This is a genomic window from Micromonospora inyonensis (assembly GCF_900091415.1).
GTDB classification, from domain to species: domain Bacteria; phylum Actinomycetota; class Actinomycetes; order Mycobacteriales; family Micromonosporaceae; genus Micromonospora; species Micromonospora inyonensis.
Genome location: NZ_FMHU01000002.1, coordinates 3,250,337 through 3,262,817, shown reverse-complemented (window position 1 = coordinate 3,262,817; position 12,481 = coordinate 3,250,337). Strand labels below are relative to the sequence as shown.

The following is a 12,481-nucleotide window of genomic DNA, read 5'->3' as shown; positions in this document are numbered from 1 at the left end:
CCTAGACCGGAAGTCTCCGCACCGCCAGCAGGGCGATGTCGTCGGACGGGTGTTCGACGTCGAGGGTCGCCATCACGGTCGCACACACGGTTTCGACGGGGGCCAGCGGGATGGCCGCCATCAGCCGGGCGACACCGACGTCGTACACCTCGCCGCGACGCTCGACGAGCCCGTCGGTGTAGGAGACCAGGACCGCGCCGGGCAGGAAGTCGACCCGGGTGGTGTGCCGTTTCGGCAGCAGGCGCCCGATGCCGAGCGGGGGGTCGATGTGCACGTCGAGTACGGTGTTCGGCCGACCCGGTACGGCCAGGACCGGGCGGGGGTGACCGGCCAGGGAGACGTGCATGGCGGAACCGTCTGGGGAGATCATCGCGTAGAGCGCGGTGGTCAGGTTGCCGGCCTCGAAGTGGACCACCTTCCGGTCGAGCAGGGTCAGCGCCTCGGCCGGGTCGTCGCAGACCAGGGCGTACGCCCGCAGGGCGCTGCGAACCCGTCCCATCACCACCGCGGACTGGAGTCCGTGACCCGACACGTCGCCCACGACCATGCCCAGCCAGCCCGAGGGGAGCGTGAAGACGTCGTACCAGTCACCGCCCACGCCCGAGGCATGACCCGGCACGTACCGGGCGGCGAGTTCGAGACCGGGTACGTCGGGCAGTTCGGTGGGGATCAGGCTGCGTTGCAGCGCGAGCGCGGCGTTCTGGTCCAGGCTGTTCTCGCGGGCGGGAAGGGCCAGCCGGACGCGGTCGGCGACCAGTTCGAGGAGGCGGATGTCGTCGGCGGTGAAACGACGTGGCGTGAGGGTGCCGACGTGCAGGACGCCGACGAGGTCGTCGCGTTCGATGATCGGCACGCCGAGCAGGGACTGGACACCGGTGTGCAGCAGGACCGGGTTGACGACCGTGTCGGGGGCGACGTGGTCGACGACCACCGGTCGCCGGGTGAGGGCGATCCGGCCGGCGAACCCCCGGCCGATCGAGACGCGGAAGCCCTGCCGGATCTCCTCCTCCAGCCCTCTGGCCGCGGTGGCCACGAGTTGCCGGGCGCGGGTGTCGAGCAGCAGGATGGCGGCGGTGTCGACTTTGAGCAGTTCGCGGACCCGGTCTAGCAGTTCGTCGAAGAGATCGGCGGCGTCGAGGCGGGACAGGGTAGCATCCGTCACCGCCTCGATGCGGCGCAACCGCTGCTCGTCGCCCATAGCCTTTCCGCGAACCATCCCCGGATCGTAGTTGCACCACGGCAACGTCCGTACGGGCCGTCACGACAAAAGGCGGTGGCAGGGGACCCCTGCCACCGCCCGTCAGGTGTTGACCGGACGGCGGGCGACCAGGAACACGTGGGTGACCGGCCAGTCCATCGACTGGCCGTCAGTGGTGGACAGCGAGGCGACCGGGGCGAGACGGTTGGTGACGATCCAGTTGTTGCGGCTCGGGCTGCTGGCCGGGTCGACCTCGAAGCCGACGTCGGCGAGGAGCGCCTTCCAGTCGGCGTACTCGAGGCCGCAGAACTGCTCCCGGGTCTCCGACAGCCAGTTGTCGGTGTAGTCCTTGCGGGTGAGGAAATCCATCGCGTCGCCGAGCGTCAGCTCGACGACCGCCCCGGCCGGGGCCGTCCCGGGGTCCATCTCCCGCGCGTCCGTCCTGCCGGGGACCGTGCCCGCCGCGTCGGGCACGGGACGGTAGGTGAACGGGAACCGGTAGTCGACGGCGAACTGGTCCAGCCGGGCCCGGGTCGACAGGCCACCGACGTACGCCGCCACCTCCTCCGGTGGCAGGGACGCCAGGTCGGTACGGGGCTGCGCTGGGTTCGTGCCGTCCTCGGTGAACAGGCGTAACCGCACCGTCCGGTCCCGGCCGTCCGGTCCGCACACGTCACTGTTGATCCACACCCCGCCGGGCACCGTGTGGTCGTAGATGGCCTGCACGAACCGGCGCAGCGACGCCATCCGGTCGCCGTACGACCAGATCTCGTGGGTCAGCGCGAAGGTCAGCGTGGTGTCCACCGAGCGCGGCGCGAACACCGCCCCGCCGAGCACGTTGCGGCGGTAGAAGAAGACGTTCGGGTTGGTGAAGAACCCCTGCGCCTTCTTGTGCACGCACTCCTCGAACAGGTGCCGGGCCACCTCGACGCCGATCAGGTCGCTCTCCCGCAGCGCCGGTTCCCGGTCGGCCAGCTCCAGCACGGCTCCCGCGCCGCAGCCGACGTCGACGATCCGTCCCGGCCGTACGTGTTCCCGGACCGCCGACCACTTGCGCTGCGCGGCGTCGGCGAACGCCTCGGCGTACGTCCGGTAGTCCCGGGTGGCGGTCAGCCCGCCCTCGTCGCCGACCACCGGGTCGTTGACCACCGCCCGCACCAGGTCGTCCAGCCGGTAGCGGCGGTACACGTCGATGGTCGCCGGGTGGGCCAGTTCCCGCCACGTCGGATCACCGGCGGCCAGCCGCAGCAGCACGTCCCAGGGCCGGGCGGGGGTCGGCTCGACCTCGGCCTCCACCCCGGCGATGGCGAAGCCGAGCCGCTCGTACATCGCGGCCACCTCCGGCGTGGAACAGGCCACCACCGTGTCGGCCGGGGTCAGCTCCCGCCCGGTCGCCGCCGCCACGTTCTTGAGGGTCACCTCGGCGAACCGGTCGGTCGCGGCGGTGTCGAAGACCGGCACCACCACTGAGCGGAGCCCGGTGAGCACGCTGAACCGCTCGATCGCCGCCTCCCGCCGGTGGTAGGGGACCGGGTTGCGCCGGGTGTTCTCGTGGTTGGCCGAGGTGACCGCCCAGATCACGGTGGCCCCGCCGCCGTCGCCGGTCGCCTGGTCGGCAGCCCCGTCGACGCGGTCGGTCGGAGCGGCGTCACCGTCGGTGGCGAGCCGGCGGAGGTAGTCGGCCTGGAACCGGGTCAGCAGGTGGTGGCGGCCCGGAAAGAGCAGGTAGCGGGGCATGCGACGTTCCTAGCCGACGCTCGGCGGATCGGTCCCGGCGGGGTGCCGGCCGACCCGGCGGGTGGGATCACCAGTCACGCCAGCGGGCGGTCAGCTCGCTGCCGGAGACCTGTGGTGTGATCATCCGCATGAGCCCCTCGCTGCCCCATCTCGGTGACGACTCGGTGCGGATGTGGGTCACCGCCGTGCCCCTCTCCGAGCCGGGCGAGGTGAACGTCGTCCTGGGCGTCGACACCCGGGGGGTGCCGACGAGCAGCTGGCCTGCGGCCTGTTCAACTACGGTCACGAGGGCGAGCAGGGCGTGTTCTACCTGCTCCCCATGGACCTGTGGGCCCGGGTCGAGGTCACCGACGACCGGCTCGTGGTCCGGCTGGTGACCTCTCCCGAGCGCGTCACCGAAGCGGTACGGCACCGCGACGAGGAGTTCCGCCGGACCGTCGCGGGGCTGGGCTTGGAGGAACTCCCGGACGGGCGGGTCGTCGTGCTGCGTCGCGAGATCCGGATCGACCCGGCGGTCCTGGCCGACCAGGCGGGGCTGTTGCCGGGTCCCGGCCACCGGGCCGCGTCGAGCCCGGAGGGCGAGCCCTGCGGTGACGATCTGCGTCCGGTCCTGATCCTCGACCACGAGGGACCGGCGACGCTGGAACAGCTCGTCGCGGCCCTTGACGACGAGGAGGCCAGCGTCCTGGTGGTCGGCGCGGACTGACCGGCCCGGTCCGGCGGTCCGCCGGAGACGCCGTACCGATCCGCGGTGCGCGGGGCACCCGCCCCAGGATGCGCGCCGCGACCTCCCCGAACAGGTGGCCCGTCCGTTGCTCCGAAGGGCGGTCGTCGGACCGGAGCCGGGTGGCAGTGATGTCCGGCCGTGGCCCGGACGATGGCCCCACGGACGCTGTGGAGCTGCCCGCACAGACGGGGCAGCTCGACAGCACCCGCGCGCGATGATCCGCGTGCCGAGCTCCGCGTGCGTCCTCGTTGGTCGTACGGCGGTCGTACCGCGTCCGTACCGTACCCGAACACGCCTCGGCTATCGTCGATCGAATGACTGAGCGGGAAGCGGCGGCGCATCTACTGCGTCGGGCGACGTTCGGGCCGACCGCTGACGAGGTGGACGAGGCGGAGCGGATCGGCGTCGCGGCCACGCTCGACCGACTGCTCAAGCCCGTGGCTGGCCGACCGCCTCTGCCGGCCCTCGGCCCGAACCCGGCCGCGCGGCTCACCCGGGAGTCGAGTCGCGAACAGCGCCAGCAGGCCAACCAGGAACGCCAGGCGCAGGTGCGCCGGCTGACCGAGTGGTGGCTCGACCGGATGGTCACCACCGACGACCAGCTCGGCGAGAAGCTGCTCTTCTTCTGGCACGGCCACTGGGCGACCAGCGTGCAGAAGGTCCGGTCCGCCCCGCTGATGCTCCGCCAGCTGGAGACGCTGCGCCGGCACGGGCGGGGACCGCTGCCGCCACTGGTGGACGCGATGGTCCGGGACCCGGCACTGCTCCTCTGGCTGGACGGACAGCGCAACACCCGGAAGGCCCCCAACGAGAACCTCTCCCGCGAGCTGATGGAGCTGTTCACCCTCGGTCACGGCGGCGGCTACACCGAGGTGGACGTGAAGGAGGGGGCCCGGGCACTGACCGGTTGGGTGGTGGACCGCCGAACCGGAGCGGCCCGGTTCGATGCCCGTCGCCATGATCCCGGCCCGAAGACCATCCTGGGCCAGCGGGCCGCCTTCGACGCCGGCTCGTACGCGAAGCTGCTGGCGGAGCGGCCGGAGACCGCGCGCTTCGTGGGGGGCCGGCTCTGGTTCCGCTTCGCCGGCCCGGACGTGCCCCCGCCGGCCGACCTCGCCGGCCCCGACACGGTCACCACGCTGCGCCGGATCCTCACCGCGCCGGCCTTCGCGCAGACCCGGGGCACCCTGGTCAAGCAGCCGGTCGAGTGGCTGGTCGGCGCGTTGCGCCAGCTCGGTGTCCGGCCGTCCACCCTGCCCGAGGCGGGCCGGCGGCGACTGCTCGCCGGCCTGGCCGCGCTGGACCAGGTGCCGCTGCGGCCACCGAGCGTGGGCGGCTGGCCGGCCGGCACCGCCTGGCTGACCACCTCCGCGCTCCAGGTCCGACTCCGTGTGGCCGACACGGTGGCGGGCATGGCCGCGCCGACGGCGCTGGCCCGGCTGTCGGCCGCGCCGCCTGAGGGGCGGGCCGACGCGCTGGCCCGGCTACTGGTGGTCGACCGGTGGAGCGACCGTACCGGGACCGCGTTGACCCCGTTGGCCGGACAGCCTCGCAAGCTGATCGCGGCCGGCCTGGTCAGCCCCGAGTACGTGGTCTGCTGACGGGCGAGGAGGAGCATCGTGGAGACCGTGACCCGACGGCGGTTCCTGATGGCCAGTGGGGTGGTCGGTGCGACCGCCCTGGCGGCCGGGGCCACCGCGTACCGCCTGGACGACCTGTTCGCCACCTCCGGCGACCGTGACCCGCAGGCCCGCACCCTGGTGCTGGTGACCCTGTACGGCGGCAACGACGGCCTCAACACCGTGGTGCCGTATGCCGACCCGGCCTATCGGGACGCCCGCCCGGAGTTGGCGTACGCGGCGGAGGAGGTCAGGCGGCTGGACGACGAGATGGGGCTCAACCCGGCGCTGACGGGCCTGCACCGTCTGTACGGGGAGGGGCGGCTGGCGGTGGTCCGGGGCGTCGGCTACCCGAAGCAGGACCGGAGCCACTTTCGTTCGATGGACGTCTGGCAGACCGCCGAACCGCAGCGACCTGGCACCACCGGGTGGCTCGGCCGGTGGCTCGACCGGGCCGGAGGTGACCCCCGGCTCGCGGTTTCCTTCGAGCCGGTGCTGCCGCCGCTGCTGGCCGGGGAGCGGAGCGCGGGCGCGGCGGTGCCGGTGACCGAGCGGAAGTCTGGCCGGGGGCTGCCGGAGGCGACGATGGCTGCCTTCGCCGCTGCCGCGCCGGACGACACCCCGGCCCGTGCCCGCGCGGCGGCATGCTTCGCCGACCTGCGCAGCGTCGACCACATGATCCGTGAGGTACGCGACGCAAAAGGTGCCGACGAGCCGGATCAGGAGGGCGAGGCAGCTCCGGCCACCGCGACCGGCGGCGCGCGTACCCCGCTCGACGCGCAGCTCGATCTGGTGGCCCAGTGCGTCGAGGCGGAGGTCGTCACCCGGGTCTTCTCGGTTTCGCTGGGTGGCTTCGACACCCATGCCGACGAGAAGCAGTTGCAGGAGGTTCTGCTCGGGCAGGTGGACCGCGCGGTCAGCGGCTTCGTCGACCGGATGGCGCGGACTGAGGCGGGCCGGAAGGTGGTGGTGGTCGTCTACTCGGAGTTCGGCCGCCGGGTGCGGGCGAACGCCTCGGACGGTACCGACCACGGCACCGCCTCCAACGTGCTGCTGCTCGGGTCCGGCGTGCGTGGCGGACTGCACGGCGAAGCACCGAGCCTCACCGACCTCGACGACGGCGACCTCAAGTTCACCACCGACTTCCGGGACATCTACGCCACCCTGCTGGAGAAGACGCTCGACATCGATTCGGGGGAGGTGCTTCCAGGCTGGCGGGGCCGGCTCGCCGGCGTCCTCTGACCGGCACGACCCACCGGGTGCGGCGGGCGGTGGCGGGCGCAGTGGTAGGCGGACGGGGGAGGACGACCAGCCGTCCTCCCCCGTCGAATCAGCCGAGCGTCTTCGGCTGGGCGTGCAGGACCACCTCGTCCCAACCGGACGCGTTCACCGGGTCGCTCGGGTAACCCACGAGGTCACTGCCGGACCCTGCCGGGCGTGGGGTGGCAGGTGGGAGCGGCTCCCGCCCGACCGGGCAACCCGGGGCGGTTGATGAAGCAGGCGGCGGGCGTCGCACTCGGTGGGGCCGCCTTCCGGTACCGCCGGGACGTCCTCAGTTTCGTCCGGCATCCGGACGAGGGCTACTACGACCCGGACGGAAGGCTCGTGGTGCACGGCGAGATCACCCGTGGTGACCTGCTGTCCCGATGGCACATGCTGGGATGACCGCCGTGACGTGGGTGCCGGTCATCACCGCGAGCGCCACTCTCCTCGCCGCCGTCCTGGCCGGCTCGGTGACCATCTGGAACGAGCGGCGCAAGCGCCTGCTCGACGCGAGGCAGGCAGCCTACGTCCGGGCGACCAGCACGTTGCAGCTCGTCCGCCGGCACATGCTCATCGAGGACATGTTCGCGGCGCAGACCGACGCGTTGCGGGAGCGCCTGCACCGGGGGGCGAACGGGAACGAGTCGCGCGACCTGATCCAGCACACCCTGGAGACGATCGAGCGCCGCCGGGACAGACTGCTCGAACATGTGTTGCGGCCCTTGCTCGACGCTGAGGCTGCGGTCCAGGTCTTCGGGAGTGCCGCCGTGCAGCAGGCGATGCGGGACGCGTCGGGGCTCGTTGCGAAGATGCTCGGTCCGGACCCACGGAGGTTCGACGACGAACGGTTCGAGGCGGCGGTCCGGGCCCTCCGGGAGGCGATCCGGCGGGAGTTGCGGATCCGGTGAGGGTCGACGCCGCCGGCCCTCCCGCCGTCGACGGCGCAACGGCCCGTGAGGCCGAGGGTCACCGGGCCACCGGTTGGGGGTGGTCGGCCTCGAACCGGTCGCGGGTGAGAAAGGCCAACTGGGCGCGCTTCTCGGGCATGTCGATCTGGTCGTCGAAGGTGAAGCCCACCCGCTCCAGCCGGCGCAGCGCCAGTTCGTTGCGTACGTCGGGCTCGACCACGATGCGGCGGTGCGCCGGGTCGCGGAACAGGAACCGGGCGAGCGCCGGCCCGATCGCGGTGGTCAGACCGCGTCCCGTGCCCGGCGGCGGGGCCAGCAGCAGGTGCATGCCGATGTCGCCGGCGTGCACCTCGTAGCGCTCGCCGACCGGGTCGGCCGCCGGCTCGTAGGTCTGGAAGAGGCCCACCGGCACCTCGTCCAGCAGGATCAGGTAGGCGTGGTGGGTGGTAAGGCCGTCGATGAACTCGTAGACCTCACGGACGTCGTCCGGCGTGAAGGAGCCCATACCCCAGTACACTGCCCGGGGCTGGGTGACCCAGCCGTGCAACAGTCCGGCGTGGACCGGGGGGTCCACCGGTGTCAGCGACAGGGTGCCGAAGCCGGGGATCGTCTCCTGGTACATCACGTGCCTCATCTCATGGTCTTGCGGGTCGTCCGGTGCGTGGCACGACGCCTCTCCCCAGAACCGATCGTTTAGGTTAGCCTTGCCTAACCGGGCAGGACTGTACGGGAGGACCGCGTGAAACGGAACTGGGAAGCCCTGGTGCTCAAGGCCATGGGAGGCAGGGACTTCCGGCTGACCGTGCTCGAGTCCGAGTCGGTGAACGCCCACTACCAACGCCTGCTGGTCGACGGTGGCGGGCTGCTGGAAGCGTGCCGCGTGCACCCGACGATGTGGGTCCGCCTGTGGTTCGACGACGACGGCAAGGCGCACCAGCGCGCGTACACCCTGGTCGACCCGGATCCGGCTACCGGGCGGTTCCACCTGGAGTTCGCCCTGCACGACGGCGTGGCCGCCCGCTGGGCGACCAACGTCCGCCCCGGCGACACCATCGACGCCACCGTCCAGGGCACCGGGTTCGCCCTGCCCGACCCCGCCCCGCGCCACCTCTACCTGGTCGGCGACGCCGCCTCCCTGCCGGCGGTCAACAGCCTGCTCGACCACGCCGGGGACGTCCCGGCGACGGTCTGGCTCGAGTACGCCCACACCGACGAACAGGCGTTGACCCCGCGTGCCCGGGGGCACCACAAGGTGATGTGGGTGCTCCGCCAGGACGGCGGTCAGCACCTGGTCGACACGGTGTGCGCGGCGATCCCGCCGGACACGGACGGGGCGTACTACTGGGTCGCCTGCGAGGCGGCGAGCAACCGGACCATCGCCCGGCACCTCCGGCGCGGCCTGGGCGCCGGTAAGCAGCAGGTCTCCGCGCTCGCCTACTGGACCGCCCGGTGAGCCGAGCCGTCCGTTCCGACCCGTCGACGGACGGTCCCGGAGGCGGTGCCCAGTGACCGTGGCACCCGCCACGGCCGGCTCTCCGACCCGCGACGACGCCGTCGCGACCCGGCTGCCGACCCGCTGGCTCATCCTCGGGGTGCTCAGCCTCGCCCAACTCGTCGTGGTGCTCGACAACACCGTGCTCACCGTGGCGGTGCCGGCACTCACCCGGGACCTGGCCGCCAGCACCGCCGACATCCAGTGGGTGATCAACGCGTACGCCCTGGTGCAGTCCGGTCTGCTGCTCACCGCCGGTAGCGTGGTCGACCGGTACGGCCGGCGGCGGATGCTGCTGGCCGGGCTCGTCCTGTTCGGTCTCGCCTCGCTCGCCGCCGCGGCCGCGCAGTCCAGCGGGCAGCTGACCGCCGCGCGGGCGGCCCTCGGCATCGGTGGCGCCCTGCTGGTCACCGGCACCCTGGCGGTCGCCATGCAGGTCTTCGACGCCGACGAGCGGCCCCGGGCCATCGGCATCTGGGCGGCGGTCAGCGCGCTCGGCTTCGCCGCCGGGCCGCCGGTGGGCGGGTTCGTCCTGGCGCACGTCGACTGGCCGGCGATCTTCCTGTTGAACGTGCCGATCGTGCTGCTCTGCGTGGTGGCCGCCGCGCTGCTGGTGCCGGAGTCACGCGGGGCCACCGGGGGGCGCCTCGACCTGGTCGGGGCGGTGCTCTCCACCGCCGGACTGACCGCGCTGGTCTACGCGGTCATCCGGGGGCCCGAGGACGGCTGGGGCTCCGGGCCGGTCCTCGGCGCGGCACTGGCCGGAGCGGCACTGGTCGGTCTCTTCGTCGGCTGGGAACGGCGCATCCCGCACCCCATGCTCGACATGACCCTCTTCCGCGACCGGCGGTTCGTCGGTGCGGTGACCGGCGTCGTCCTGATCACCTTCGGCAGCGCCGGCGCGCTGTTCCTGCTGGCCCAGCAGTTGCAGTTCGTCCGGGGCCACTCGGCCTGGGAGGCGGGCCTGCGCACGGTGCCGTTCGCCCTCACCGTGGTCCTGCTCAATCTGGCCGGTGTCACCGCCCGACTCATCCGGGTGCTCGGCACCCCGGCCGCCATCGCCACCGGCATGACGTCGCTCGCCGTCGGGCTCGTGGTCGCCGCTCACGCCCCGACCGACGGCTACGGCGTGCTGCTGGGCGGTCTGGTGCTGATGGGCTTCGGCTGTGCGGTGGCCAACCCGGCCATCGTGGAGGCGGTGATGAGCGCGATCCCCGCCGACCGGGCCGGTGCGGGGGCCGGGGTGGACGGCACCATGGCGGAGGTCGGCACGAGCCTCGGCGTGGCGGTGCTCGGCGCGGTGATGAACGCGCGGTTCACGGCGGCGCTGCCGGTCGCCCTGGCCGGCGCCGCCTCGTTCCCCGCCGCCATGGCCGCCGCCCGGAGCGAACCGGAACGCCAGTCGGTCGCCGAGGCGTTCTCCTCGGCCGTGGTCGTCGGTCAGACCGTCGGCGCGGGTGCCGTCCTGGTCGGCGGCCTGCTGGCCGCCCTGCTCCTGCACCGCGCGGCCCGCCGGGCCGGCTGAGCCCGGGGCCGGGCCTGGCCGGACGTCGGAGTGTCTCCGCGCCGACCGGGCCCGGCCGGATCAGTGCCGGACCGTGAACCGGACGTCCTGGCCCAGGTAGTCGATCTCGTACAGCACCCGGTACCACGTGCCGTCCGGCACGTCGGTGGCGAGGACCACCGGACGGGAACGCGGGCCGTGGGAGCAGGCCGTGACCGGCTCGGTGGCGATCGGCTCGCTGCCGTCGGTGGGGTAGAAGATGACGAGGAAGTCCTGGCAGCGGTCCGTCGGCACCGCCACGTCCACGACGTGCGAGACGCTGATGGTGGTGCAGGTCGGGTCGTCGGGCACGGCCAGCAGCACGGTGGCCACCCGTCCCCCGGCGTAGAAGTCGGTCTCGGGCCGGATCGGGGTGCAGTCGCGCGCCGCCCGTCCCGGTGCCGAGCCCGGCTGGGCGTGGGCGGCGCCCGGTGCCGCCAGTCCGGGCGCGAGGAGTGCGATCAGACCGGTCACCGCTGCCAGCGGGTGGATCCTGCGATTCATGGCCGTTTCCCTTCGGAGAGAGTGTCTACCCGGACTGTCTCCCCGAACCTCGCGATGGTTCGTGACCGGTGACCACCAGTTGTCGCCCCGGTCAGTTTGGCCTGCCGGCACCGGCCGGGTCCCGGGCCTCGCCGCGGACGATCGCCCGGCACGAGGTGGCCAGCAGCAGCCCCAGCCCGGTGGCCATGACCGGCAGACCGACGCCGAAGGGCAGCTGCGCCACCGGGTTCAGCGCGGTCTGCTCGCCGACGACGGCGAAGCTGGCCGCCACCACCGCGAGACTGGTGACCAGGGTGCCCATGGCGGCGACCACACCGGTCATCGCCGCCGCCGTGCTGCCCCGGGCCAGCAGGGCCGCCCCGCCCGCCACCAGCAGCCACCCGAAGGTGAGCAGGGTCCAGCCGCCCCCGTCGCTGAGTGACGCGTACGCCCAGCCGGAGAAGGACCACGCGTACCCGCTGCCCTTGCGGAACCAGGGCAGCAGATATCCGGCGAGGGTGAGCAGGGTGGCCACGAGCATGCCACCGTCGATGGCGAGCAGGGGCGACCCCGACTTCTGCGTGGGCGTGGACATGACGTCCTCCTGGTCCGTTGCGGTGCGACAGACACGCTGCCACGACGGGTCAAGCGCGGGCCGCTACCGCAGCCCGTCGGGGAGGAGGAACGCCCCGTCGGCGGCCCGGAGCAGCGGGGTCACGGCGGTGACGGCATCGAGGTTGAGCGGCCCGTAGATGTGCGGGAACACCACCCCCGGTGCCACCTCGTCGTCGCGGACCGGTGCGGTGAGCCGGGCCGGGTCGATGTGCAGCAGCAGGAGGGGACCGGCGTCGGCGTAGAAGGCCTCGGCGACACCGAGGACCTGGTCGCACCGTGAGGCGTGGATGAAGCCCTCGTCGGCCAGGGTCCGGCCCCGGGTGGACATCCGGTAGTCCCCGGCCTCGTGGGCCCGCTGCCAGTCGGCCGCCTCGGCGATGTGGAAGAGCACAGCCGGACGGTACCGGAGCCCCCGCCGACCCGCCCGACGCCGGGCGGGCGGCCTCCGGCCGGCGACGGGCCCGGAGTGAGCTACCGGTCGGGCAGGGCGGTCAGAAGGCGTACGGCCCGAAGCGGCCCCAGGCGACGAACACGAGCAGGGCGACCAGCACCACGTTCCGCAGGACCGGGCCGACCTCCCGGCGCAGGGCGTGCGTGACGACCGCGCCGACCATGATGACCAGGAGCCCGACGGCGGCCAGCGGCACGAGCACCGGGGCGATGTCGAGCAGGCCGGGGAGGGTCAGGCCGATCGCGGCGAGCACCTCCGCCGCGCCGATGAACTTGATCAGGCCGGGCGGCAACGGCTCCAGGGCCTCCATGCCGTTGGTGAGGAGCTGGTCCTTGGGACGGGCCAGCTTGATGCCACCGATCACCAGGAAGACGGCGGCGAGCAGACCCGCGGTGACCCACAGGGCGACGTTCATGTCTGGGCCCTTCGAGGAAGCCATTCGAGA

15 protein-coding genes are annotated in these 12,481 nt (G+C 72.8%); 7 read left to right on the top strand and 8 right to left on the bottom strand.

Translation table 11 applies throughout. The features are described 5' to 3' along the window. Position 1 precedes the first annotated feature (1 nt). From GA0074694_RS28730 to GA0074694_RS28720, 3 genes are all read right to left on the bottom strand, one after another. Positions 2-1,216, bottom strand: coding sequence for a PP2C family protein-serine/threonine phosphatase (locus tag GA0074694_RS28730; protein ID WP_091463042.1), 1,215 nt, complete (start codon positions 1,214-1,216; stop codon positions 2-4). 84 nt (positions 1,217-1,300) lie between these two features. Continuing rightward, on the bottom strand, positions 1,301-2,935 hold the full coding sequence (locus GA0074694_RS28725) for a class I SAM-dependent methyltransferase (RefSeq protein WP_091463041.1): 1,635 nt from the start codon (positions 2,933-2,935) through the stop codon (positions 1,301-1,303). A gap of 67 nt (positions 2,936-3,002) precedes the next feature. Next, entirely contained in the window at positions 3,003-3,221 is a 219-nt protein-coding gene (locus GA0074694_RS28720) for a hypothetical protein (RefSeq protein ID WP_091463040.1), read from the bottom strand. A 15-nt stretch (positions 3,222-3,236) separates the two neighbouring features. On the opposite strand from GA0074694_RS28720, the gene GA0074694_RS28715 reads away from it, so the two are divergent. From GA0074694_RS28715 to GA0074694_RS28700, 5 genes are all read left to right on the top strand, one after another. Continuing rightward, positions 3,237-3,641: a hypothetical protein gene (locus tag GA0074694_RS28715; protein WP_091463039.1), complete on the top strand. Its 405-nt coding sequence runs from the start codon at positions 3,237-3,239 to the stop codon at positions 3,639-3,641. 335 nt (positions 3,642-3,976) lie between these two features. Further along, positions 3,977-5,263 (top strand): DUF1800 domain-containing protein, encoded by a 1,287-nt coding sequence (locus tag GA0074694_RS28710; RefSeq protein WP_091463038.1) that lies wholly within the window; start codon positions 3,977-3,979, stop codon positions 5,261-5,263. 18 nt (positions 5,264-5,281) lie between these two features. After that, positions 5,282-6,523: a DUF1501 domain-containing protein gene (locus tag GA0074694_RS28705; RefSeq protein ID WP_091463037.1), complete on the top strand. Its 1,242-nt coding sequence runs from the start codon at positions 5,282-5,284 to the stop codon at positions 6,521-6,523. A 195-nt stretch (positions 6,524-6,718) separates the two neighbouring features. Next, positions 6,719-6,946 (top strand): hypothetical protein, encoded by a 228-nt coding sequence (locus GA0074694_RS31250; RefSeq protein ID WP_141714302.1) that lies wholly within the window; start codon positions 6,719-6,721, stop codon positions 6,944-6,946. After that, on the top strand, positions 6,943-7,452 hold the full coding sequence (locus GA0074694_RS28700) for a hypothetical protein (protein WP_091463036.1): 510 nt from the start codon (positions 6,943-6,945) through the stop codon (positions 7,450-7,452). The genes GA0074694_RS31250 and GA0074694_RS28700 overlap by 4 nt, the downstream gene beginning before the upstream one ends. A 58-nt stretch (positions 7,453-7,510) precedes the next feature. On the opposite strand, the gene GA0074694_RS28695 is transcribed toward GA0074694_RS28700, so the two are convergent. Next, positions 7,511-8,077: a GNAT family N-acetyltransferase gene (locus GA0074694_RS28695; RefSeq protein ID WP_091463035.1), complete on the bottom strand. Its 567-nt coding sequence runs from the start codon at positions 8,075-8,077 to the stop codon at positions 7,511-7,513. A gap of 114 nt (positions 8,078-8,191) precedes the next feature. Here GA0074694_RS28695 and GA0074694_RS28690 point away from each other — a divergent pair, with 114 nt between their 5' ends. After that, complete coding sequence (locus GA0074694_RS28690) at positions 8,192-8,905, top strand: siderophore-interacting protein (RefSeq protein WP_091463034.1); 714 nt, start codon at positions 8,192-8,194, stop codon at positions 8,903-8,905. 52 nt (positions 8,906-8,957) lie between these two features. Then, positions 8,958-10,469, top strand: a complete 1,512-nt coding sequence (locus tag GA0074694_RS28685; protein ID WP_425413648.1) for an MFS transporter — start codon at positions 8,958-8,960, stop codon at positions 10,467-10,469. A 60-nt stretch (positions 10,470-10,529) separates the two neighbouring features. On the opposite strand, the gene GA0074694_RS28680 is transcribed toward GA0074694_RS28685, so the two are convergent. The 4 genes from GA0074694_RS28680 to GA0074694_RS28665 all read right to left on the bottom strand — a co-directional run bounded on the left by GA0074694_RS28680 (position 10,530) and on the right by GA0074694_RS28665 (position 12,451). Continuing rightward, positions 10,530-10,991, bottom strand: a complete 462-nt coding sequence (locus GA0074694_RS28680) for a hypothetical protein (protein WP_141714301.1) — start codon at positions 10,989-10,991, stop codon at positions 10,530-10,532. Between the two features lie 91 nt (positions 10,992-11,082). Continuing rightward, positions 11,083-11,565 (bottom strand): hypothetical protein, encoded by a 483-nt coding sequence (locus GA0074694_RS28675; RefSeq protein ID WP_091463032.1) that lies wholly within the window; start codon positions 11,563-11,565, stop codon positions 11,083-11,085. A 63-nt stretch (positions 11,566-11,628) separates the two neighbouring features. Continuing rightward, positions 11,629-11,976 carry a DUF952 domain-containing protein gene (locus tag GA0074694_RS28670; protein ID WP_091463031.1) on the bottom strand — a complete coding sequence of 116 codons (348 nt, stop codon included), beginning with the start codon at positions 11,974-11,976 and terminating at the stop codon, positions 11,629-11,631. Positions 11,977-12,076: 100 nt separating this feature from the next. Next, complete coding sequence (locus tag GA0074694_RS28665; RefSeq protein ID WP_091463030.1) at positions 12,077-12,451, bottom strand: DoxX family protein; 375 nt, start codon at positions 12,449-12,451, stop codon at positions 12,077-12,079. Positions 12,452-12,481 lie beyond the last annotated feature (30 nt).